The following is a 22693-nucleotide window of genomic DNA, read 5'->3' on the forward strand; positions in this document are numbered from 1 at the left end:
TGGCGGCCGGCCGCCTTTCTTTCAACGTCCTCCGGAGCAACGATGGCGACTCGCCGCGATGAAACTGTCAGCGTGAAGAAGAAGGCGGCGGCCGCCAAGAAAGCGGCGCCGGCCAAGAAGTCGGCGCCGCGCAAGGCGGCTCCAGCCAAGAAAACGACAGCCGCCGCGCCTGCAAAGAAGGCCGGCGCGCAAGGCCTGCTGCGCGCAGGCCTGAAGGCCTTGGGCAACGTGCGCAACGACGTCGTCAAGCGCCAGACCAACGTCATCGAAAGCCTGCTCGGCATCGGGCAACCCAAGCCCGATGCCCCGGCGCGCGGCTTTCCGGGGCTCGACAGCTTCGGTATCCGCAAGTTCGAAGACGTGTTCGACCAGCGCGTCGCCACGGCGATGCAGCGACTGGGCATGCCCAGCGCACAGGAAATCCAGGAACTGCGCGAGCAGATGCGCCTCTTGCTCGAGCATCTCGAGCGCATCGAATCCGGCCGGCGCAAGCGCTGAGGCACAACGCTTCGAGCCCTTCAGCCCGTGGCCAGCTCCAACACGACGCGCGAACGCATCCTGCAGACCAGCCTGGCGCTATTCAACGCGCAAGGGCTCGCGGCAGTGTCGACGCACAGGATCGCGGCCGAGCTCGAGATCAGCCCCGGCAACCTCCACTACCACTTCAAGGCCAAGCAGCTGATCGTCGATCGGCTGTTCCGGCGCTTCGAGGACCGGCTCGAACTGCTCAACGCCTCGTCGGATACCGTGCGCGCGATCGACGACCTCTGGCTCGCGCTGCACCTGCGCTTCGAGGCCATCGACGCCTACCGCTTCGTCTACCGCGACATGGCCTACCTCTCCGGCGAGTACCCCGAACTCGGGCAGCGGGCGCAGGGGCTGACGGCGCAGAACCTGCTGGCGGCGCAATCCTTGTGCGAAACGCTGGTGGCCGCCGGTGTCATCGATGCGACAGCCGAGGAGGCGCAGATGCTCGCGCTGCAGATGGTGTTCACCACCACCTGCTGGCTTTCCTTCGAGCGGCTGGTGCCGGGCCGCGACGCCCTGCAGCAGGCCGATCCGGGGCTGGCGGCCTTCTACACGCTGACGTTGGTTTCCCCCTACGTTTCCCGCGAATCGAGGGCTTACCTTGATTACCTCCGGGGCAAATACCTCCGATAAATGAGCTTGCCGTCCGACTGGTATTCGGCCTGCGCGACCGCACATTCACCCAGAACGACGAAGGAGAACTTCATGATGGCAGCCACCCACAACCCGATCCCGCCGCCCTCGCGCCTGCTGCTTCTTGCTGAGGCGCGCGCGCTCTGGGAGGCCGGCGCTGCCGTCGCCCTCTGGCCGCTGCTGCAACTGACGCCGCGCGGCGACGGTCATCCGGTGCTGGTGCTGCCCGGCCTGGTGGCGAGCGACATGTCCACCAAGCTGCTGCGGCACTACCTGCGAAGCCGCGGCTACGACGCCCACGGCTGGGGCCTGGGGCGCAACCTCGGCCCGCGCGAGGGCATCGAGGACGGCATGATCGAAAAGCTCGAATCGCTGCATGCCGAAACCGGCCGCAAGGTCAGCCTGATCGGCTGGAGCCTGGGCGGCGTCTATGCGCGCCTGCTCGCGTCGACCCGGCCGGACCTGGTGCGCAGCGTGGTCACGCTGGGGAGCCCCTTCACGGGCAGCGCACGTGCAACGAATGCATGGCGCGTCTACGAAGGCGTGAGTGGCCAGAGCTCGGAAGACCCGCGGCGCATGAAGCAGGTGCGGCCGACGCCCAAGGTGCCCACCACCTCGATCTTCAGCCGCAGCGACGGCGTGGTCGCGTGGCAATGCAGCGTGGAAGAGACCGGGCCGAGCTCGGAGAACATCGAAGTGGTGGCCAGCCACCTGGGGCTGGGTGCGCATCCGGCGGTGCTCTATGCGCTGGCGGATCGGCTGGCGCAGCCGGAGGGGGCGTGGAAGCCTTTCAATCGAGGCGCGCTCGGGCCGCTGGTGTTTCCTGATCCGGCGCGGCCGGAGTAGGCGCGCGGCGATTGTGGCAAGCTACGCTTCATCGAGCAATTCCACCAGGAGATCAGCGTGAATACCGATCTCGAAGCCCTTGAAGCCGAGGTACTGAAGCTTGATCCTTCCGATCGGTCACATCTTCTCGAGCGGCTCATCGCGAGTCTTGATCCGGATCCTGAAGTCGAAGAGGCTTGGGAACGCGAAGCGAACAGAAGGGAAGCTGAACTGAGTTCCGGCGCTGTCGCGGCCGTGCCTGGGCACGAGGCCATGGGTCAGCTGCGCTCCAAGCTTTCGCGGTGACCTGGTCTCTGCATCCAGGCGCCGTGCAGGATCTCGCGGGCATTCTGGATTTTTACTCCGAGCGCGCGGGTTCGTGGCGCAGCGCTTCCTCGCCGAGTTCGAGCGTGTTGCCGAATTGTTGGTGGAGCATCCGCGCTTCGGCACGCCGACCGCGAGCGGGCGCAGGGCCTTTCCCCTTGCGAATATTTCCCTACACGGTCGTGTATCGACAGCTCGATTCCGATATTCGCATCCTCATCGTCCGCCATCAGCACCGAAAGCCCAACTACGGTGGAGCGAGACGATAGTCCGTGCGTTCGGACATCATTTTGGGACGAACCACGATGGAGGTGGGCCATGATCTTCGATCACATCGGCTTCAATGTGAGCGATTTGCAGGCCAGCAAGGCCTTCTATGTCCGGGCGCTGGCGCCGCTCGGCATCGGTGTCGCGATGGATGGTGAAGGCTGGGTCATGCTCGGCCGCCTCGGCAGACCCCAGTTTTGGATCGGCTCGTTCGGCAGCAGCCCGGGTCCCATTCACATCGCGTTCGCGGCCGAGAACCGCGAGCAGGTCCGTCGGTTCTACGACGCAGCGCTCGCCGCAGGGGGCAAGGACAACGGCCCGCCAGGGCTGCGCGAGCACTATCACGCCAACTACTACGGCGCCTTCGTCATCGGTCCCGACGGGCACAACGTCGAGGCCGTGTGCCACGCGCCGGAGGCTTGAGCTTCCGCACAGCATGGCGACGACCCGGACGACGCCGAAGAACATCGACGCGTACATCGCGGCCTTTTCGCCCGAGGTGCAGGCGATCCTCGAAGAGATCCGAACGACGATCAGGAAGGCCGCACCCGACGCCGAGGAGACGATCAGCTACCAGATCCCCGCTTTCACGTTGGGCGGTGTTCTGGTGTACTTCGCGGCCTTCAAGAAGCACATCGGCTTCTATCCGCCGGTGCGGGGCGACGCGCGGCTGGAGAAGGCCGTGTCCGTCTACGCGGGGGAGAAGGGCAACCTGCGACTCCCGCTCGACCAGCCGATGCCGTACGGGCTGATCGAGCGGATCGTGAAACTCAGGGTCAAGCAGAACCTGGCCAAGGCAAGCGCGAAGGCGGGGAAGCGGCGAAGCTGATCATCGCGACTTCAGTTCCCCGCCCACACATCCAGCACATAGCGCTTCTCGGCAATCATCCTGTCCAGCCAGGCGTTGCCGTCCTGCCCATGCTCGCGCGCGATGTCCGACAACGCGCGCCGCACGTCGGGCTCCATGCGCGAGCCGTCGCCGCAGACGTAGACGATCGCGCCCTGTTCCAGCAGCCGCCAGACCTCGGCCGACTGCTCGCGGATGCGGTCCTGCACATAGACCTTGCGGTCGCCCGCGCGCGAGAACGCGGTGTGGAACTGCACCACGCCGCGCTCGGCCCAGCTCTTGAGCTCGTCGGCATAGATGAAGTCCTGATCGGGATGCCGGCAGCCGAAGAAGAGCATGGCCTTGCCTGGCGTCGCGCCCTTGGCGATCTGCGCCTCGCGTTCCTGCAGGAAGCCGCGAAAGGGCGCGAGGCCGGTGCCCGGCCCGACCATGATCATCGGACGCTGCGGGTCGTCGGGCAGGCGGAAGCCCTCGGCCGTGGTTTCGCGCACCACGCCATGCACCATTTCGCCGGCCTCGGTGCGCGAGAGATAGTTGGAGCACACGCCTTCGAACTGGCCGAAACCGGAGCGCGCAGGGCCCGCCACCACGCCCACCGTGACACTGCAGCGCCCGCTGTCGACCGAGGGCGATGAGGAGATCGAGTAGTAGCGCAGCGAGAGCGGCGACAGCATTTCCAGAAACACGGCGAACGGCACTTGGCAGGCCGGAAACTCTTCCAGCAGGTCGAGCACCGACTTGCGCTTTTGCAGCACCTCGCTCTTGTAGAGCGCCGCGGAGGCCTCGTCGGCGCCCGACAGCGCCGCCAGCTTCGGCTTCGTGAAGGGGCATTCGGTGTGCGCCGCGAGTTGGGCGATCTGCTTGCGCGTGACTACGTCCTGGAGCTCGACGTAGTCGCCCAGCAGGCGGTCGACCGCGATCACCTGGTCCACCGGCAGCGCGGCCTTTCGCCCGGGTTGCGCCTGCAGGCGCACATGCGCCTTGCGGTCGAAGCCGAAGCGCGCCATCGCGCGCTCCACCTGCGCCGGGCCGTTGCGCGGCACCACGCTCAGGTGGTCGCCGGGCCGGTAGCTCACGCCCTCGGGCAGCTGCAGTTCGACGTGCCGTGTCGAGCGTCCTTCGACATCGCTGCTGCCGGCGCTTTGCAACTCACGGTTTTCGATCACGCGCATGCCCACGGCGCCCAGCGCATCGACCAGCGCGTTCTTCTGCGGCGGCGGCAGTTCCTCGAGCGTGTAGAGCGGCTCGCTCTGCGCCGGCGTGTAGTCGCCCTGCTTGAGGTCGAAGGCCGCGACGAGCTGCGGCCACAGCGCATCGCTCCAGTTCTGGAAAGCGCCGTCCATGTCCTCGCGCGCATCGCCTTCGCCGCGTGCGTGGACGCGCGTCGCGCCGAGCGCGGCGAGCCGCTCGTCGATGCGCCGCGGCACGGCCTGGTAGGTCGAGGCCCAGTCGGTGTTGCCGCAGCCGAACACGCTGAAGCGCACGCCGTTGAGCGAGTCGTCGGCCTTGTCGAGCCAGCGATGGAACTCGGCCGCGTTGTCGGGCGCCACGCCGTTGTAGGAGGCGCAGACGACGGCGACGGCGCCGTTCGCGGGCAGCCGCTCCGCATAGTCGTCGAGCGAGGCGAGCTGGGTCGAGAAGCCGCGCATCTCGCCGGCCTCGGCCAGCTGGCGCGCCAAGTCCTCGGCGGTGCCGAGGTTGGAGCCCTGAAGGACCAGCAGCGATGTGCCGTGGCGCGCGGCCCGCGGCTTCGCGGCGGCAGGGCGCTCGACCGCGGCCTGCACCGACTGCGAGGAGGCCTCGCCGCGCGGCCGTGTGGCCGGATCGCGCAGCAGCGCCTTGATCTTGAAGCCCTCCGGCTTGATCGTGAGCGCCTCCTTGATCTTGAGCTTGTAGCCCGTGTGATCGACCAGCGTGAAGCGCTGCAGGATCATGCCCAACGTGAGCACCGCCTCCTGCAGCGCGAACTGCCGCCCGATGCACGCGCGCTGCCCGTTGCCGAAGGGCTTGAAGGCATTGACGGGCCGCTCGCGCTCGGCGTCGCGACTGAAGTGGTCGGGGTTGAACCGTTCCGCGTCCTCGCCCCACACCGTCTTGTCGCGATGCAGCGCGAGCGCATGCATGATGACCATGTTGCGCTTCTTGATCGTGTACTGGCCGCCGATGGTCGTGTCTTCCTTCGCCGCCATCGCGATCGCCGGCGCGGTCGGGAACATGCGCAGCGATTCCTTGAGCACCTGCAGCACGTAGACCAGGCGGTTCACTTGCGCGTAGCTGGGCTTCACCGAGAGGTCGGACCCGAACACGTTGTCGACCTCGGCCTGGGCCTTGGCCATCGCCTCGGGGTTGTTCAGCAGGAAGTAGATCGCGAAGGACAGCAGGCCGCTGGTGGTCTCATGGCCGGCGATCAGGAACTCGATGCATTCGTCGCGGATCTGCCGGTCGTCCAGCCGCTCACCGGTCTTCTTGTCGACCCCGGCGATCATGTAGCTCAGCAGGTCGGGTTTGGTCGCGATGTCGGCGCCGCTCGCTCGCCGCTCCTGGATGATGTCTTCCACCATCTTGTGCATGAAGCGGATGTCCTTGCGCTGCTGCGCCAGCTCCTTCTTGAGCATCAGCTCCTCGAGCGGGATGCCGCGCCGGTTCTGCACCGTCTCGAGCGTGCGCACCATCGCGTCGACGAAAGGGTGGAAGCCCTCGCGGTAGAAGGAATTGAAGCGGTAGCCGAAGCCGCACAGGCCGATGGTGTCGAGCGTGAGCGCGGTCATGTCGCGCACCACGTCCACCTCTTCGTCGAAGTTGAGCCGCTCCCACTTGGTGACGAGCTGCTCGGCGATGTCCAACATCATCGGGTGGTAGGCCTGCATCGCGCGCTGGCTGAAGTTGGCCAAGAGGATGTTGTGCGGCTTCGACCAGGTCGCCTCGTGCGTGTCGGAGGTGAAGAGGCCGTGCGAGAGCGCGCGCAGCCGGCGCAGCGTGCCCTTGGTGCTCTTGTCGAAGCGCTTCTCGTCGCACAGCTCGTCGACCAGCGCGGCCGAGGACACCACGATCACCGGCATGCCCGGCATGTCGAGCCAGTAGATGGCGCCGAGCTCCTGCGCGATCTTCCACATGTCGAGCACCGGCGAGTCGGAGCCGATCGACAGGATGTTGCCGACGAAGGGTTTCTTCGCCGGATGCGGGATCGGGTAGAGCGCGTTCTTGCCTGCCATGGTGTTCTGATGCCTCCGGTCAGCCCGTTGCGTGCGACATCGCAGTATCTCGATGCCGCTGCGCGCGGCAGGCAGGGCTATCCCTTAGCGCGAGGGCATCAGGAGGCAGGTCGGACCATCTTGCATTCCGTGCCTTGCGCCAGCTCGTTGCCGGTGTAGACCGCGTCGGTGCGAAAACCATAGTTCGTGCCTTCCCAGCCCACCTTGACCGTCTTGCCGTCCACCGGTGCGATGGTGTTGACGACCTGGGGCAGCAGCAACTGGTGGTCCTCGGCGCGCATGCGCACGGGGCCGACCACCGAGTCGAAGCTCAGGTCTTCGAGGGCGCGCGCGACCTTCACGGTATCGGTGCTGCCGGCCTTGTTGATCGCGGCCGCCAGCAGGCGCGGCGTGAACTCGATGCGCGGCGCGAGGAAGTCCTTGCCTGTTTTGGCCCTGTAGGCCTTGGCGAGCGCATCGGCCTTGGGCGTGTCGGCCTCGCCCGGATGCCATTCGGCCACCCAGGTCAGCTGGCCCAGCTTGGCCTGCGACACCGCGAGCACGGTGCCCGGCACGGAGCCGGCGCTGTGATTGAAGTAGCGCAGGTTGTAGCCGGCGTCGCCCGCGGCCTTGAGCAAGAGCGTCATGTCCTGGCCCCAGTTGCCGCTGATCACCGTGTCGGCGCCGGCCTGCCGCACGTTCGCGAGGTAGGGCGAGAAGTCCTTCACGCGCCCGATGGGATGCAGCGCCTCGCCGACGAACTGGACGTCGGGCCGCGCCAGGCCCACCAGCTGGCGGCCGTAGCTGGCCCATTGCTTGCCGTGCGCATAGTCCTGGTTGAGCAGGTAGACCTTCTTGATGTCCGGCGTCTTCTTGATGTAGTTGGCCAGCGCCTTCATCTTCATTGCGGTGTTGGCCTCGGTCTGGAAGTGCCAGAAGCTGCAGCCCTTGCCGGTCATCTCAGGATCGATCGAGGAATGGTTGAGCACCAGCAGTTCCTTGCCCGGGTTGCGCTGATTCCAGCGGTTCACCGACTGCACCAGCGCCGTCACCACCGAAGAGCCCGAGCCGCCCGTGATGATGACCTGCGCGCCCTGGTCGATGGCGGCCTGCAGCGCGCTCTGGCTCTCCTGCGCGGAGAGCTTGCTGTCGAACTGCAGCAGCTGCAGCTTCGTACCGCCGAGCACGCCGCCCTTGGCATTGAGGTCTTCGACCGCGTACTGGATGTGCGTGAGCATCAGCTCGCCGACGTTCGCGAAGGGGCCCGAGAGCGGGTCGATGTAGGCGATCTTGTAGGTCTGCTGGGCCGATGCGAGGCCCGATGCGGCCAGCATTGCCAACGCGAGGGGCGCGAGGCGAAGGGAAATCATGCGTTGTCTCCTTGGGGTCGTCGGTGAGGATCAGGTCGTTGTGCGCAGGCCCAGCACGCGCCATGCAAGCTTCGACAACTGGGCGATCACCTCGTCGGGGGAAAGACGGCCGTCGGGCCGGTACCAGCTGTAGAGAAAGCCCGGCAGGCTGAGCGCGGCGAATGCCGTGATCCGGGTGTCCTGGAAGTCCAGGTCGCCGTCGCTGCGGGCTTCCTCGAGCAGCGGGAAGAGCCGGTCGTAGAAGTGGTGCGCGAGCTTTTTCTGCGCGGCGATGTACTCGGGGCGGTAGACCTGCGGTTCGCGATAAGGGAAGAAGGCGCAGGGATGGTGCGTGACGGTGGCGCGGATCAGCCGCTCGATCCCTTCCTTGACCTTCTCGGCCGCAGGACGCTCGTCGCCGTCGGCGAAGTCCAGCGAGGTGAAGCAGTCGACCGTGGGGCGCCACGAGAGCGTCTCGAAGATCTCCTGCTTGTCGCGGAAGTAGTAGTAGACGAAGGGCTTGGTCACGCCGAGCGCGCGCACGATCTGCGCCATCGTGGTGTTCGCGTAGCCCTGCCGCGCGAAGAGGTCGGTCGCGGCCTGGAGGATCCGCTCGCGCTGCGCGTCGGTCGATTGCGTCGCGGCGCGCTGGCGACCGGTGCCCTGCGGCAGGTGGGGTTTGTGCGGTGTCGCCGAAGTTATACCCATGGGTAGGATTGTTGGAGCACCATGCGGCGATGGCAAGCGGCCAGCCCTATCGATAACCCTGTGAGACTGACGCCATGGAGACAACCGCGCTTCCCGACCGCCCGCAGCAGCCCCTGCACGAGTACCTGCGCAACCATGCGCGCGAGCGTGGGAATCACGCAGCCTGCATCTGGTACGGGCGCACGATGAGCTACGCCGAGCTCGATGCCGCGAGCGATGCCTTCGCGGCGCGGCTGCAGGCCATCGACGTGAAGAAGGGCGATCCGGTGGTGCTCTTCCTCAACAACTGCCCGCAGTACCTGGCGGCGCACTTCGGCATTCAGAAGATCGGCGCCATCGTGTGTCCGAGCGGGCCGCTCAACAAGGAGCATGAGCTGGCCTACCAGGTCAATGACCTGAAGGCGCGCGTGATCGTCGCGGCTTCGTCGCTCTTGCCGGTGGTCGACAAGGTGAAGCCGGCGAGTGCGCTGGAACATGTGTTCGTGGTGCACTACGCCGACCTGCTGCCGGATGACCCGACGCTCGACCTCCCGGCTGACCTCGCTGCGACGCAGCGCGAGCCGCGCAACGTGCCGGCGGGCTGCGAAGATTTCCTCGCCGTGATGCAAAGCGGCGCGCGCCCCTCGCCGGTCGCGCTGTCGATGGACGACATTGCGCTCATGACCTACACCTCCGGCACCACCGGCCTGCCCAAGGGCGCGATGCTGAGCTACGGCAATGCGCTCTTCAAGACGCGCGCCGCCGCCGACTGCAACGGCGTTGCCGCGAGCGACGTGCTGCTGTCGATCGCGCCGCTCTATCACATCGCCGGCATGCTGATGGGGGTCGACGTGCCGGTGCTCACCGGCGCCACCTCGGTGCTGCTGCACCGCTTCGAGCCGCGCGCTGTGCTGCAGGCCATCGAACGCTACAAGGTGAACTGGTGGTACAGCATCGCGCCGATGAACGTGGCCTGCATGCAGGTGGAAGGCATCACGCGCTTCGATCTGGCTAGCCTGCGCATGAACCCGGTCACGAGCTTCGGCATCACCTTCACCGAGCCGCTGGCTGCGCAATGGCGCGGCTTCGCGAAGAATTGCACCTCCTTCGAAGCCGCCTACGGCCTCTCCGAAACCCACACCTGCGACACCTACACGCCGCACCACGCGCCGCGCTGGGGCACGCAGGGCGTCGCGGTGCCGGGCGTCACGATCCGCATCGTCGATGCCGACACCGGCGAAGACAAGGCGGTGGGCGAGGTCGGCGAGATCGTGCTCACGAGCCCGGGCACCTTCAAGGGCTACTGGAACAAGCCCGAGGCCACGGCCGCGACCTTGCGCAAGGGCTGGGTGCACACCGGCGACATGGGCAAGCTCGATGCCGACGGCTATCTCACGTTCATCGGCCGCTTCAAGGAGATGATCAAGGTCTCGGGCTACAGCGTGTTTCCGGAAGAGGTCGAGACCATTCTCATCAAGCATCCGGCGGTGGCGCAGGCCGCGGTCGTCGCGCAACCCGATGCGGAGAAGGGCGAGGTGGTCAAGGCCTTCGTCGTGAAGAAGCCGGGCTTGGAGCTCGACGCCGATGCGCTGATCGCCTGGTCGCGCGAGAACATGGCCAGCTACAAGGCGCCGCGCGCGGTGCGCTTCATCGATGCCTTGCCCACCACGGGTGCCGGCAAGGTGCTGCGCCGGCTGCTGAAAGACCAACCCTGATGTTCCGAAGAATTCTGATTGCCAATCGCGGCGAGATCGCGGTGCGCCTGGTGCGCGCGCTGCGCGACCTGGGTATCGAAAGCGTTGCCGTCCATGCGAAAGACGATGCGAATGCGCTGCATGTTCAACTGGCGGACACGGCCATCGCGCTCGGCACCACGGGCCCCTCGGCCTATCTGGACATTGCGGCGCTGATCGCAATCGCGCGCGAGCAGGGCTGCGATGCGGTCCATCCCGGCTACGGCTTCCTCAGCGAGCGCTCGGACTTCGCGCAGGCTTGCGCGGAGGCCGGGCTGCGCTTCATCGGCCCGACGCCAGAGCAGCTTGCCCTCTTCGGCGACAAGGCACGTGCGCGTGCTTTGGCGGAGCAGTGCGATGTGCCTGTGATGCCGGGCAGCGCCGGCGCGGTGACGCTGGCCGAAGCGCAGGCCTTCTTTGTCGCGCAGCAGGCAGAGGGTGCCGGCGTCATGGTGAAGGCCATCGGCGGTGGTGGCGGTCGCGGCATGCGGGCCGTGCTGAACGCGGCGGATCTGCCGGGAGCGCATGCACGCTGCGTGTCCGAAGCGAAGGCGGCCTTCGGCGTCGAGGGCGTTTATGTCGAGCGGCTGATGCGCAATGCGCGCCACATCGAGGTGCAGGTATTGGGCGACGGCAGCGCGGTCGCCAGCCTGGGCGAACGCGAGTGCACCTTGCAGCGGCGCTTCCAGAAGCTGGTCGAGATCGCGCCGAGCCCTTCGCTCTCGTCCGTGCTGCGCGAGCGCATCACGCAGGCGGCGCTGCGCATGGCGCAGGCCGTGGACTATGAGGGGCTGGGCACCTTCGAATTCCTGGTCGACGAGCAGTCGAAGAATCTTCCTTTCGTCTTCATCGAAGCCAATCCGAGGTTGCAGGTCGAGCACACGGTGACCGAGGCCGTCACCGGGCTCGACCTGGTTCAGTTGCAGATCGCGGTCGCGTCCGGGCAGCCGTTGGCCGCGCTCGGCATCGATGCGAATCGAAGCGCGGCGCAGCGCGGCTTCGCGGTGCAATGGCGCATCAATGCCGAAACGCTCGACGTAGAGAGCAACGCCAAGCCGTCCGGCGGGATCCTGTCGCGCTTCAACCTGCCGGCCGGTCCCGGCGTGCGTGTCGACACGCACGGCTACGCGGGCCTCGCGCCTTCGCCCCACTACGACACGCTGCTCGCCAAGCTGATTGTGCATTCGTCCTCGCCGAGCTTCGCCGACGCGCTGCGGCGCTCGCTGCGCGCGCTCGGGGAATGCGCCATCGAGGGCATGACGACCAACCTGGCGCTGCTGCGCGCGATCGGAGCGCGGCCCGAGTTCGCAACGCAGAAGGTGCACACGCGCTTCGTCGAAGAGCATTTGGCGGATCTGCTCGCCGCGGCCGTGCACATCGATGCGAGTGCAGCGAAGTCGGCAGGGCCCGTCGCTGGCACGAACGACGTGGCCGTGCCGCAGGAGGATGAGGAAAACGACCTCGTGATCAAGGCCCCGATGCCCGCGCGGCTGGTGCAGTTCGAGGTCGAGGTCGGCGACGTCCTGCCGGCCGGCGCACAGCTCGGCGTGCTCGAGGCGATGAAGATGGAGCATCTGCTGCACGCGCCCGCGGCCGGCCGCGTGCTTGCGCTGCTGGCCGTGCCCGGCGACTACCTGGTCGAGGGCCAGTCGCTGGTGCGGCTCGAAGCGGTGGATGCGCAGGCCGTGGAGGCCGAGGCGCGCGCCGAGCACGATCTCGATGCCATCCGGCCCGACCTGCAGAAGGTGATCGACCGCCATGCGCCCACGCTCGACGCCAACCGCGCCGCCGCGGTCGCGAAGCGCCACGCGCAGGGTGGCCGCACCGCGCGCGCCAACATCGCGGACCTGTGCGAGCTGGCCGAGGACCCCGGCAACTTCACCGAATACGGCGCGCTCGCCATCGCCGCACAGACGCGCCGCCGCACGCTCGAAGACCTGATCGCCAACACGCCGGCCGACGGCATGGTGACCGGCATCGGCAGCATCAACGCGAAGCAGTTCGGCCCCGAGAGGTCGCGCTGCGTGGTCATGGCCTACGACTACACGGTGCTGGCCGGCACGCAGGGCATGCGCAACCACCACAAGACCGATCGCATGCTGGGCATTGCGCACCAGCTGAAGCTGCCGGTGGTGCTGTTCGCCGAAGGCGGCGGCGGGCGGCCGGGCGATACCGACATGCCCATCGTCGCCGGCCTCAACAACCACACGTTCAGCCAGTTCGCGGCGCTGTCGGGCAAGGTGCCGGTGGTGGGTATCGTGCACGGCCGCTGCTTCGCGGGCAACGCGGCGCTGGTCGGCTGCGCCGACGTGATCATCGCCACCGAGGCCAGCAACATCGGCATGAGCGGACCCGCGATGATCGAAGGCGGTGGCCTCGGCACCTTCGCGCCCGAACAGATCGGGCCCAGCAGCGTGCAGTCGCGCAACGGCGTGATCGACATCCTGGTGAAGGACGAAGCGCATGCGGTCGCCGCGGCGAAGCAATACATCTCCTACTTCCAGGGTCCGACGAGCGACTGGCAGTGCGCCGATCCGCGTGCGCTGCGCCATGCGGTGCCCGAGAACCGGTTGCGCGTGTACGACGTGCGCGCCGCGATGCGCGGCGTGGCCGACAGCGGCTCGCTGCTGGAGCTGCGCGCCGGTTTCGGCGCCGGCATCGTGACGGCGCTGGCGCGCATCGAGGGCAAGCCCGTGGGCCTGCTCGCGAACAACCCGCACCATCTCGGCGGCGCGATCGACGTCGAAGCGGCCGACAAGGCCGCGCGCTTCATGCAGCTGTGCAACGCGCATGGCCTGCCGCTGGTCGCGCTGTGCGACACGCCGGGCTTCATGGTCGGGCCCGAGATCGAAGCCGAGGCGCAAGTGCGCCACGTGTGCCGGATGTTCATGGTGGCCTCGCACCTGCGCGTGCCCTATTTCGCCGTGGTGCTGCGCAAGGGCTATGGATTGGGCGCGCAGGCGATGACGGCCGGGGGCTTCGATGCGCCGGTCTTCACCGTGGCCTGGCCCACGGGCGAATTCGGCGCCATGGGGCTCGAGGGCGCGGTGCGGCTTGGTTTCCGCAAGGAACTCGAGGCCGCGGCCGAGGGCGTGGAACGCGATGCCTTGTTCAAGAAGCTGGTGGCCCAGCAGTATGCGAACGGCGAAGCGATCCACATGGCGCAGACGCTGGAGATCGATGCGGTGATCGACCCCGCCGACACGCGCGCCTGGCTGGTGCGCGGGCTGGCATCGTCCGCTGCTGCACAGCACTCGGTCGCGCCCTACGTCGATACCTGGTGAGGCGCGCAAGGCCCTGAGTTACACGGGGGCCGCGAAGGCTCCGTAAACTGGGGTGCTTTTGCGCATGAACCTGGTTTCACGATTCGTCGCCTGCACCGCGCTGCTGCTGAGCCTTCTGCCCGTCGCGTTGCCGGCCCAGCCGCGGGCAGTGCCCGCCATTCGCTGGGTCGCCAGCTGGGCCGCCGCGCCGCAGGACTACCTGAAAGCGCCCGCGCTCCCCGGCATCCAGACTTCGCCGGCGGGTGCGCCGCCCCCTGTCATCGACGGCCAGACCCTGCGCCTGCGCGTGTTGCCGACGCTGGGCGGCGAGCGTGTACGTGTTCGCTTTTCCAACCTGTTCGGCAAAGAGCCCTTGCGCATCGTCGGCGCCAGCGTGGCGCGCAGCACCGGCCCCGATGCGGTGTCGCCGGCGACGCTGCAAGACCTGCGTTTCGGTGGCCTGGCGAGCGCGACGATCGCTCCGGGCGAGGAGCTCTGGAGCGATGGCGCACGGCTCGGTGTCGAGCCCGGGCAGGCCGTGGCGGTGAGCTTTCAGGTCGAGGCGCGCACGTCCTTCGCGACCGTGCATCATCTTGGAAGCACATCGATGGTGCCGGGGCCTGCGCTCATGCAGCCGAAGTGGCGCAATGCAACGCCGTCGTCATGGAACCACATCGTGACCGGCCTCGACGTCGCCAGCCCGGCCGCGCCGCGCGTGGTGGTCGCATTCGGCGACTCCATCACCCAAGGCCTGGGTGCCGGCGAGGGGCAGGCGCTGCCCTCGCGCTATCCGGACCGGCTCGCGACGCGCATGCGCGAGCAGCCCGGCAGTGCCGGGTCCGTGGCGGTGATCAATGCCGGCATCGCCGGCAACCGCTTGCTCACCGATGGCGTCGGCCCGCGGGGCATCGAGCGCTTCCGGCGCGACGTGCTGGCGCAAAGCGGCGTCACGCATGCGGTGATCCTGATCGGCATCAACGACATCGGCCTCAGCTTGCCCATCGCGGTACAGGGGCTCGCGCCGGTGTTCCATCCGCCCAGCGCCGAGCAGATCACGGCCGCTTTGCAGCAGCTGATCGAGGAGGCGCATGCCAAGGGCGTGAAGGTGCTGCTGGGCACCATCACGCCCTTCAAGGGCGCGGTCTCCTGGAGCGAGGAAAAGGAGATTCGCCGGCAGGCGGTGAACCGCTGGATCCGCGGCCGCCAGGACGTCGATGCGGTGGTGGATTTCGATCGGGCCTTGCGCAATCCGGCCGATCCGGCGGCGCTCGATCCGCTCCACGACGGGGGTGATCACTTGCATCCCGGCAACGCCGGCTATGCCGCGATGGCGGATGCCATCGACGTGCGCGAACTGCGGGAATAGCGCCTTCGGCAGGCAGCAAGAGGCGACACAGCTTTACACAAGATTTCGCGTGAGGCTTACACGGGCTTCACATCGGCCGGGGACGATGAAGGCTCCAACAACTCATGAGGAGCCCCCCATGAAAAAACTTGCTGTCACCTTGGCCGTGGGCGCCGCGTCCCTTCTTTCGGTGGGCGCCGCCGTGACGATACCGACCACCGCGCAGGCCCAGCCCGCGGTCATCATCCAGACGCCGCCACCGCCGCCGCGCTCCGAACGCATGCCGCCGCCGCGCCGCGGCTATGTGTGGGCGCCCGGCCACTACGAGTGGCATGGTGGGCGCCATGTCTGGGTTCGCGGCGGATGGGTTCGCGCACGATCCGGCTATGCCTACCGTGCGCCGGAATGGCGTGAACGCGATGGCCGCTGGGAATACAACCGCGGCCGCTGGGACCGCGACCGCGACGGCGTGCCGAACCGCTACGACCGCGACCGCGACAACGACGGCGTGCCCAATCGCTACGACAGCCGGCCTAACAATCCGAACAGAAATTGAGTAGCCAGGAAGAACGCCCGCCTCGGCGGGCATTTTTCTTTCTAGAGCATCCGGAACACCAGCGGCATCAGCAACGCAGCCAGCACCACCTGCATGCCCAGCGCCAAGCCTGCATACGCGCCCGCATCGGCATCCACGTGCAACGCACGCGCCGCGCCGATGCCATGGGCCGTGGTGCCGAGCGCAAAGCCGCGCGCCGTATAGCCGGTGGCATCGGTACCGATGCGCAGCGCGTCGAAGAGGTACTTCCCCGAGAGCGCGCCGATCATGCCGGTGAGCACCGCGAACACTGCAGACAGCGCCGGAATGCCGCCGATCTTTTCCGAGATGCCCATGGCCACCGGCGCCGTGACCGACTTGGGCGCGAGCGAGAGCACCACGTCGTGCGGCAGGCCCACCGCCCAGCCCAGCGCGACGGCCGATCCGCCCGCCGCCACGCCGCCTGCCAGCGCCGCGAGCAAGAGGCGGCCAAAGCGCGCGCGCAGTTCGGCGCGCCGCTGCCACAAGGGCCAGGCCAGCGCCACCACCGCCGGACCAAGCAGGAAGTGGATGAACTGCGCGCCCGCGAAGTAGCTCGGGTAGTCCACGCCCGTGGCCAGCAGCCCGCCCGCGAGCGCGATCACCGACCACAGCACTGGGTTGGCCCAGGGCGCGCTGCCCAGCTTCGCGTAGGCCGCGTTTGCCAGCAGGTAGACCACCAGCGTGGCCGTGAGGCCGAAGAGCGGCGTGGCCGAGAGATAGATCCAGAGTTCGACGAAGCGCGGCACGGCTCAGGTCTTGTTCTTCTTGCGGTTGAATCCGTGGAGCACCAGCACGGTCACCGCCAGCCCGATCCAGGTCGACAGCACGACGACGAAGAGCATGCGCCCACCGTACTGGCCGAGGAGCGCGAGATGCGTCATCACACCGACGCCGACCGGAATGAACAGCAGCGACAGGTGCGCGAGCATGAAGCTCGCGCATTCGGCCACCGGCTCGCGCACCGCGGGGAAGTAGAGCGCGCCGAGCAGCAACATCAAGCCGAGTACCGGCCCGGGCAGCGGCAGCGACAAGCCACGAGAGAGCACTTCGCCGATCGACTGGAACACGAGCAGCCAGGCCAGGCCGCGCAAGCCGTTCATCGTGCGTGCCTTCTCATTCAGAAGCGAGGGAGGTCCGGATGCGCCACGCGCCCGCCGCGCACCACTTCGCGGCCGTACTCGGCGCAGCGCTGCAGTGTGGGAATGGCCTTGCCGGGGTTCAGCAGACCTGCCGGATCGAAGGCGCGCTTGACGCCGAACATCTGCTCGTTCTCCTCGGCCGTGAACTGCACGCACATGCTGTTGAGCTTCTCTACGCCCACGCCGTGCTCGCCCGACACCGTGCCGCCCATCGCGACGCTGGTCTCCAGGATGTCGGCGCCGAAGAGCTCGCAGCGGTGCAGCTCGTCGGGGTCGTTGGCATCGAAGAGCACCAGCGGATGCAGGTTGCCGTCGCCGGCATGGAACACGTTGCAGCAGCGCAGGTTGTACTTCTTCTCCATCTGCTGGATCGCGAGCAGGATGTCGGCCAGGCGCTTGCGCGGGATGGTCGAGTCGAGGCACATGTAGTCGGGGCTGATGCGGCCCGAGGCCGGGAAGGCGTTCTTGCGGCCGCTCCAGAACTTCAGGCGCTCGTCCTCGTCGCGGCTCACCGAGAGCGCGGTGGCGCCGCAATCGCGCAGCACGGCGCTCATGCGACCGATCTCTTCTTCGACCTCCTCGGGCGTGCCGTCGGATTCGCACAGCAGGATGGCTTCGGCGTCGAGATCGTAGCCGGCGCGCACGAAGTCCTCGACCGCGGCCGTCATCGGCTTGTCCATCATCTCGAGACCCGCCGGGATGATGCCGGCCGCGATCACGGCCGCCACCGCATCGCCGGCTTTGCGCACGTCGTCGAAGCTGGCCATGATGCAGCGCGCGAGCCGCGGCTTGGGCACCAGCTTGACGGTGACCTCGGTGGTCACGGCCAGCATGCCTTCGCTGCCGATCACGAGCGCGAGCAGGTCCAGACCCGCGCAATCGAGCGCCTCGCTGCCGAACTCGATCGCCTCACCTTCGGCGGTGAAGCCGCGCACGCGCAGCACGTTGTGCAGCGTGAGGCCGTACTTGAGGCAGTGCACCCCGCCCGAATTCTCGGCCACGTTGCCGCCGATGGTGCAGGCGATCTGGCTCGAAGGGTCGGGCGCGTAGTAGAGGTTGAAAGGCGCGGCCGCCTCGCTGATCGCGAGGTTGCGCACCCCGCACTGGACGACCGCGGTGCGGCTGACCGGGTCGATCTTCAGGATGTTGTTGAACTTGGCCAGCGAGAGCGTGACGCCGACGGCGTTGGGCATCGCGCCGCCCGAGAGCCCGGTGCCCGCGCCGCGCGCCACGACGGGCACGCCGAGCGCGTGGCAGGTCTTGAGCACGGCCGCAACCTGCGCCTCGGTCTCCGGCAAGGCCACGGCCAGCGGCCGCTGGCGGTAGGCGGTGAGGCCATCGCACTCGTAGGGCGTGGTGTCCTCGGCGTTCCAGATCAGCGCATGCGCCGGCAGGTGGGCCTGCAGCGCGCGCACCACCTGCGACTGGCGTTCGGAGGCGTGGAGCGCGTTCATGGAAAAGACTCTACTACTTGAACACCACCGTCCGGTGTCCGTTCTGCAGCACGCGGTGCTCGCTGTGCCACTTCACGGCGCGGGCCAGCACCTGGCTCTCGGTGTCGCGGCCGCGCGCCGTCAGGTCTTCGACGGTGTCGGTGTGGTCGGCGCGTTCCACGTCCTGCTCGATGATCGGACCCTCGTCGAGGTCGGCGGTCACGTAGTGGGCGGTGGCGCCGATCAGCTTCACGCCGCGGTCATGCGCCTGGTAGTAGGGCTTGGCGCCCTTGAAACTGGGCAGGAAGGAATGGTGGATGTTGATGGCGCGGCCGGCCAGCTGGGTGCACAGTTCGTTGCTGAGGATCTGCATGTAGCGCGCCAGCACCACCAGCTCGGCGCCTTCGGCTTCGATGATCTCCAGCTGCTTCGCCTCGCCCTGGGCCTTGGTCGCGGCCGTCACCGGGATGTGGTGGAAGGGCACGTTGTAGCTGGCGGCCAGCTGGTAGAAGTCGCGGTGGTTCGAGATGATGGCGCGCACGTCGATCGCGAGCAGGCCGCTCTTCCAGCGGAACAGCAGGTCGTTGAGGCAATGGCCTTCCTTGCTGACCAGGATCACGGTCTTCATCGGCTCCGCCGCGGCGTGCAGCTTCCAGCGCATGTCGAAGCTTTGGGCCAGGCCGGCGATCTGCTCGCGCAAGGCGGCTTCGCTCTGGTCGCAGGCAAAGCGCACGCGCATGAAGAACAGGCCCGTGCCGTGGTCGTTGTACTGCGCCGCTTCTTCGATGTTGCCGCCGCGCTCGAGCAGAAAGCCTGAGACGGCATGGACGATGCCGGTGCGGTCGGGGCAGGAAAGGGTGAGGATGTACGCGGGGGTCATAAGGCCGGAGATTGTCGCAGGGCTGCCGGGCAACGCAGCCGGTGCCAAAATGCCCTTCTCCCCTTCAGCGCCTCCCCGGCAGGAGTGACCCATGGCCTACAACGACTTCACCATGGACAACCAGTGGTTGCCCTTCACCCCCAACCGCCACTTCAAGAAGGACCCGCGGGTCTTCGTGGCCGCCGACGGGATGGAGTTCACCACCCATGACGGCAAGAAGGTGATCGACGGCATCTCCTCGCTCTGGTGCGTGGGCGCGGGCCACAACCGCAAGCCCATCAACGAGGCGATCAAAAAGCAGCTCGACACGCTCGACTACGCGACCGCCTTCCAGGTCAGCAACGACCGTGCTTTCAAGGCCGCCGAGATGATCGCCGCGATGGCGCCGGGCGACCTCAACAAGGTGCTGTTCTGCAACTCCGGCAGCGAAGCCGCCGACACCTCGCTGAAGGTGGCGCTGGCCTACCACCGCGCGCGCGGGGAAGGGCACCGCAATCTCTTCATCGGCCGCGAGAAGGGCTACCACGGCGTCGGCTTCGGCGGCATGTCGGTGGGCGGCATTCCGGGCAACCGCAAGGTGTTCGGCTCGGCCTTTTTGCCGCGCGTGGACCACATGCGCTTCATCCACGATCCGGTGAACCATGCCTACATCCACAACCAGGAGCCGGTGTGGGCCGAGGATCCGCTGGCCGACCTGGAGCAGCGCATCCTGCCGCTGCACGACCCGAGCAACGTGGCCGCGATCATCGTCGAGCCGGTGGCGGGTTCCGCCGGCTGGTACCTGCCGCCCAAAGGCTACCTGCAGAAGCTGCGCGAGATCTGCGACAAGCACGGCATCCTCCTGATCTTCGACGAGGTCATCACCGGCTTCGGCCGCATGGGCACCAACTTCGCCTCCGACTACTACGGCGTGGTGCCCGACATGCTGAACTTTGCCAAGTGCGTGACCAACGGCGTGATCCCGCTGGGCGGCGTGATCTGCCGCGACAAGCTGTACGACGCGATGATGAACACCTCGGCGCCCGAGCATGTGGTCGAGTTCTTCCACGGCTACACCTATTCGGGCCATCCGGTGGCTTGCGCGGCAGCGATTGCGACGCTCGAGCTGCTGCAGAAGGAGCAGCTGTTCCCGCGCGCGGGCGAAATGGGCAAGGTGCTGGGCGATGCCTTCCACAGCACCTTCAAGGGCCTGCCGAACGTGATCGGCATCCGCAGCCTGGGCCTGGCCGCTGCGGTCGAACTCGCGCCGATCGCGGGCTCACCGGGCAAGCGGGCCTACGACATCTTCCTGGACTGCTATCACAAGGGGGCACTGGTGCGGCCGGCGGGTGACGTGATCGTGATCGCACCGCCCTTCGTCGTCGAGAAGTCGCATATCGACACGCTGGTCAACACGCTGGCCGACTCCATCAAGAAGAACGCTTGACCCCGGCGCAGTAGTCTTTTTCCGGCAGGGCAGGCGTGAGCCACACGGCGTCGAAGGCGCCGGGCTCGCGCGATGTCATCGGTACGCCGGCCTGCAGTTGAACCGTCTTCACCGCCAGGTCGCTCGGCAGGTGCTGCGGCACGCCGAGCGCCTTGGCGGTATGGCCGGCGCCGCTCAGCAGCAGCACGGTCTTGCCCGGCACCCGCGCCTTGACGATCGCCTGCGCCATCGCGCGGTCGCGCGCGATCTGGATGCGCGTCATCGGGCCGATCTGCGATTCGGGCAGCAGGTTGCAGTGGCCGTTGCGCACCGCGTCCTGCTGCGTCTTGTGCGCTTCCTTGCCGAGCTGCACATCGAGCGACACGTCGGCCATCGCATCCTTCATGCGTTCGCGCGGAAGGTTGGCGCCGACGACGGGCACGCCCGCGCGCACCGCGGCCATCACGGCCGGGCCGTAGGCGCTCCAGGGCCAGGCCTTCTCGTTCCAGTTCAGCGCGGCCTGCACCTGCGCTTCGGTCGCAGTGGTCGCGAGGCCAGCCGTGGTCGCGCCTTCTTCCGCCATCTCGAGCGCCAAGGCGGCCAGGCGGCCGCGTGCGGCCAGTGTCTCGACCGTCTCGCGCTCGATCACCTGGTGTTCGGCGGCGTCGTGCTGTTCGCCCAGCAGCAGCGCGTCGGCCGGCAGCAGCGCCATCGCGCGTTGGGCGACCGGTGCATCCGCGCGCGGCGCGAAGACCGTGCAACCGGTGAGGATGGCCGCGGCCACGATCAAGGACGGTGTGAAAGAGCGTCGAAACAGCATCGAGCCATACTATGCGACGGCGGCCGCAGCGCGCCGCCGTCCATTTCCCCGTTTTCCTGTCCGTGTCCCTCCGCTTTTCGGTTCGCGTCCTCGCCACGCTCTTGCTTGCACTCGTGGCGGCCGGCCTCTGCCTTGCCCTGCACACGCCGCTGCCCTGGATGATCGGGCCGCTGCTGGCGGTGTCCCTGGCCTCGATCGCCGGCGCGCCGACCGCCAGCCACACGCCCTTGCGCAATGCGGGGCAGTGGGTGATCGGCGTCGCGCTGGGCCTCTACTTCACGCCGCAGGTGGTCGCTCTGGTGGCTGGCGTGTGGTGGGCCATCGTGCTCGCCATCGTCTGGGCGCTGGCGCTGGGCTGGGCCTTCGGTTGGAGCTTGCAGCGCTTGCATGCGGATCGGATGCCGCATGTGCCTGCACGTTCCATGAGAGCCACGACTTACTTCGCAGGTGCGATCGGCGGCGCGTCCGAAATGACGCTGCTGGCCGAACGCGTTGGCGCGCGCACCGATCTGGTCGCTGCCGCGCACAGCCTGCGGCTGGTGCTGGTCACGATCGCGATTCCGTTCGCGATGCAATGGAGCGGGCTGCACGGGCTCGAAATCAATGTGGCCAGCGTGCGCGAGGTGCGCTGGGGCGGGCTGGCGCTGCTCGCGTCGGCCACCGGCATCGGCGGCTTGGTCATGCGGATCGCGGGGCGCACCAACCCCTGGTTCATGGGGCCGCTGGTGGTGTCGATGGGATTCACCATGGCCGGCCAGCAGCTGTCGGCCGTGCCGGTGTGGCTGTCGAATGCGGCCCAGCTGGTGATCGCGGTGAGCCTGGGCGTGCGCTTCAGCCGCGAGTTCCTGCACACGGCGCCGCGCTGGCTGGCCACGGTGGCGCTCGGCACGCTGGCGATGATCGCGCTTTGTGGCGCGTTCGCGTGGCTCTTGGCCTTGGGCACGGGGCTGCATCCGGCCACCATGATCCTGGGCACCTCGCCCGGTGGCATCGCCGAGATGGCGATCACCGCGAAGGTGTTGCAGCTGGGGGTGCCGGTGGTGACGGCGTTTCAGGTGTGCCGGCTGGTGGCCGTGCTCTTGATCGTCGGACCGATGTACGGTCAGCTCTATGGAAAGCGCCGCGGCGCTCAGTGAACGAGGACGGGCGTGTGCGCCAGTTCGGCGTAGCCCTCGAGCGTGTCTTCGACTTCTTCCTGCGTCGGCGTGTTGAGTTGCCAGGCGGCAATCTGCTGCTGGAACAGTTCGGCCCAGGAACCGTCGAGGTAGACCTCCTTGCCGGAGCGCTTGTCCACAATCTCGAAACCGTGGCGCGCCAGCACCGGAATGTCGGGCGCTACCGGCGAGTCGCCTTCGGTCGGCTGCACGTGCACGACGACGAAGGAGTCGGAGTCGTAAAGCATTTGCATGGCGGGTCCAGTGAGGATGTCGATGGCATTCATGTTGGT

The 22693-nt window shown here is 67.5% G+C and carries 21 protein-coding genes; 12 read left to right on the forward strand and 9 right to left on the reverse strand.

All coding sequences use genetic code 11. The features are described 5' to 3' along the window. Window positions 1–42: 42 nt before the first annotated feature. The 6 genes from ACSQ86_RS03020 to ACSQ86_RS03045 all read left to right on the forward strand — a co-directional run bounded on the left by ACSQ86_RS03020 (window position 43) and on the right by ACSQ86_RS03045 (window position 3406). A complete protein-coding gene (locus ACSQ86_RS03020) occupies window positions 43–498 on the forward strand; it encodes a phasin family protein (protein WP_436308471.1) in 456 nt (151 codons plus the stop codon). A 27-nt stretch (window positions 499–525) separates the two neighbouring features. Further along, a complete protein-coding gene (locus ACSQ86_RS03025; RefSeq protein ID WP_093105131.1) occupies window positions 526–1161 on the forward strand; it encodes a TetR/AcrR family transcriptional regulator in 636 nt (211 codons plus the stop codon). A 72-nt stretch (window positions 1162–1233) separates the two neighbouring features. Then, window positions 1234–2007, forward strand: coding sequence for an esterase/lipase family protein (locus ACSQ86_RS03030; RefSeq protein ID WP_436302634.1), 774 nt, complete (start codon window positions 1234–1236; stop codon window positions 2005–2007). 57 nt (window positions 2008–2064) lie between these two features. Beyond that, entirely contained in the window at window positions 2065–2292 is a 228-nt protein-coding gene (locus ACSQ86_RS03035; RefSeq protein ID WP_436308472.1) for an addiction module protein, read from the forward strand. Between the two features lie 339 nt (window positions 2293–2631). Further along, entirely contained in the window at window positions 2632–3000 is a 369-nt protein-coding gene (locus ACSQ86_RS03040) for a VOC family protein (protein WP_436310251.1), read from the forward strand. Between the two features lie 13 nt (window positions 3001–3013). After that, window positions 3014–3406 carry an iron chaperone gene (locus ACSQ86_RS03045; RefSeq protein WP_436308473.1) on the forward strand — a complete coding sequence of 131 codons (393 nt, stop codon included), beginning with the start codon at window positions 3014–3016 and terminating at the stop codon, window positions 3404–3406. 11 nt (window positions 3407–3417) lie between these two features. Here the strand turns inward: ACSQ86_RS03045 and ACSQ86_RS03050 are convergent, their stop codons facing one another. The 3 genes from ACSQ86_RS03050 to ACSQ86_RS03060 all read right to left on the reverse strand — a co-directional run bounded on the left by ACSQ86_RS03050 (window position 3418) and on the right by ACSQ86_RS03060 (window position 8672). Beyond that, window positions 3418–6636 carry a bifunctional cytochrome P450/NADPH--P450 reductase gene (locus ACSQ86_RS03050; protein WP_436308474.1) on the reverse strand — a complete coding sequence of 1073 codons (3219 nt, stop codon included), beginning with the start codon at window positions 6634–6636 and terminating at the stop codon, window positions 3418–3420. Window positions 6637–6734: 98 nt separating this feature from the next. Then, window positions 6735–7985, reverse strand: coding sequence for a branched-chain amino acid ABC transporter substrate-binding protein (locus ACSQ86_RS03055; protein ID WP_436308475.1), 1251 nt, complete (start codon window positions 7983–7985; stop codon window positions 6735–6737). 30 nt (window positions 7986–8015) lie between these two features. Continuing rightward, the gene (locus ACSQ86_RS03060) at window positions 8016–8672 is read right to left on the reverse strand and encodes a TetR/AcrR family transcriptional regulator (protein WP_436308476.1); all 657 of its coding nucleotides are present in this window, start codon (window positions 8670–8672) and stop codon (window positions 8016–8018) included. A gap of 74 nt (window positions 8673–8746) precedes the next feature. On the opposite strand from ACSQ86_RS03060, the gene ACSQ86_RS03065 reads away from it, so the two are divergent. The 4 genes from ACSQ86_RS03065 (at window position 8747) to ACSQ86_RS03080 (ending at window position 15548) form a co-directional block, all read left to right on the forward strand. After that, window positions 8747–10366 (forward strand): AMP-binding protein, encoded by a 1620-nt coding sequence (locus ACSQ86_RS03065; RefSeq protein WP_436308477.1) that lies wholly within the window; start codon window positions 8747–8749, stop codon window positions 10364–10366. Beyond that, complete coding sequence (locus ACSQ86_RS03070) at window positions 10366–13668, forward strand: carboxyl transferase domain-containing protein (protein WP_436308478.1); 3303 nt, start codon at window positions 10366–10368, stop codon at window positions 13666–13668. The genes ACSQ86_RS03065 and ACSQ86_RS03070 overlap by 1 nt, the downstream gene beginning before the upstream one ends. Before the next feature lie 64 nt (window positions 13669–13732). Next, entirely contained in the window at window positions 13733–15013 is a 1281-nt protein-coding gene (locus ACSQ86_RS03075) for an SGNH/GDSL hydrolase family protein (RefSeq protein WP_436308479.1), read from the forward strand. Between the two features lie 118 nt (window positions 15014–15131). Next, window positions 15132–15548 (forward strand): YXWGXW repeat-containing protein, encoded by a 417-nt coding sequence (locus ACSQ86_RS03080; RefSeq protein WP_093105154.1) that lies wholly within the window; start codon window positions 15132–15134, stop codon window positions 15546–15548. Between the two features lie 41 nt (window positions 15549–15589). Here the strand turns inward: ACSQ86_RS03080 and ACSQ86_RS03085 are convergent, their stop codons facing one another. From ACSQ86_RS03085 to purU, 4 genes are read right to left on the reverse strand one after another with little or no spacing between them, the layout of a single operon-like run. Then, window positions 15590–16315 carry an LrgB family protein gene (locus ACSQ86_RS03085; protein ID WP_436308480.1) on the reverse strand — a complete coding sequence of 242 codons (726 nt, stop codon included), beginning with the start codon at window positions 16313–16315 and terminating at the stop codon, window positions 15590–15592. Between the two features lie 3 nt (window positions 16316–16318). Beyond that, window positions 16319–16669: a CidA/LrgA family protein gene (locus tag ACSQ86_RS03090; protein WP_093105159.1), complete on the reverse strand. Its 351-nt coding sequence runs from the start codon at window positions 16667–16669 to the stop codon at window positions 16319–16321. A 17-nt stretch (window positions 16670–16686) separates the two neighbouring features. Next, the gene (locus ACSQ86_RS03095) at window positions 16687–18162 is read right to left on the reverse strand and encodes an FAD-linked oxidase C-terminal domain-containing protein (RefSeq protein ID WP_093105161.1); all 1476 of its coding nucleotides are present in this window, start codon (window positions 18160–18162) and stop codon (window positions 16687–16689) included. A gap of 13 nt (window positions 18163–18175) precedes the next feature. Beyond that, on the reverse strand, window positions 18176–19021 hold the full coding sequence (gene purU, locus ACSQ86_RS03100; protein WP_093105164.1) for a formyltetrahydrofolate deformylase: 846 nt from the start codon (window positions 19019–19021) through the stop codon (window positions 18176–18178). A 91-nt stretch (window positions 19022–19112) separates the two neighbouring features. Here purU and ACSQ86_RS03105 point away from each other — a divergent pair, with 91 nt between their 5' ends. Beyond that, complete coding sequence (locus ACSQ86_RS03105) at window positions 19113–20447, forward strand: aminotransferase class III-fold pyridoxal phosphate-dependent enzyme (protein WP_436294433.1); 1335 nt, start codon at window positions 19113–19115, stop codon at window positions 20445–20447. On the opposite strand, the gene ACSQ86_RS03110 is transcribed toward ACSQ86_RS03105, so the two are convergent. Further along, a complete protein-coding gene (locus tag ACSQ86_RS03110; protein ID WP_436302645.1) occupies window positions 20431–21246 on the reverse strand; it encodes a ChaN family lipoprotein in 816 nt (271 codons plus the stop codon). The genes ACSQ86_RS03105 and ACSQ86_RS03110 overlap by 17 nt on opposite strands. A gap of 62 nt (window positions 21247–21308) precedes the next feature. Here ACSQ86_RS03110 and ACSQ86_RS03115 point away from each other — a divergent pair, with 62 nt between their 5' ends. Next, entirely contained in the window at window positions 21309–22382 is a 1074-nt protein-coding gene (locus ACSQ86_RS03115) for an AbrB family transcriptional regulator (RefSeq protein WP_436302646.1), read from the forward strand. Here the strand turns inward: ACSQ86_RS03115 and ACSQ86_RS03120 are convergent. Further along, entirely contained in the window at window positions 22376–22654 is a 279-nt protein-coding gene (locus ACSQ86_RS03120) for a BTH_I0359 family protein (protein ID WP_170855562.1), read from the reverse strand. The genes ACSQ86_RS03115 and ACSQ86_RS03120 overlap by 7 nt on opposite strands. Window positions 22655–22693 lie beyond the last annotated feature (39 nt).

This window comes from Variovorax sp. LjRoot130, assembly GCF_964253755.1.
Lineage (GTDB): Bacteria > Pseudomonadota > Gammaproteobacteria > Burkholderiales > Burkholderiaceae_C > Variovorax.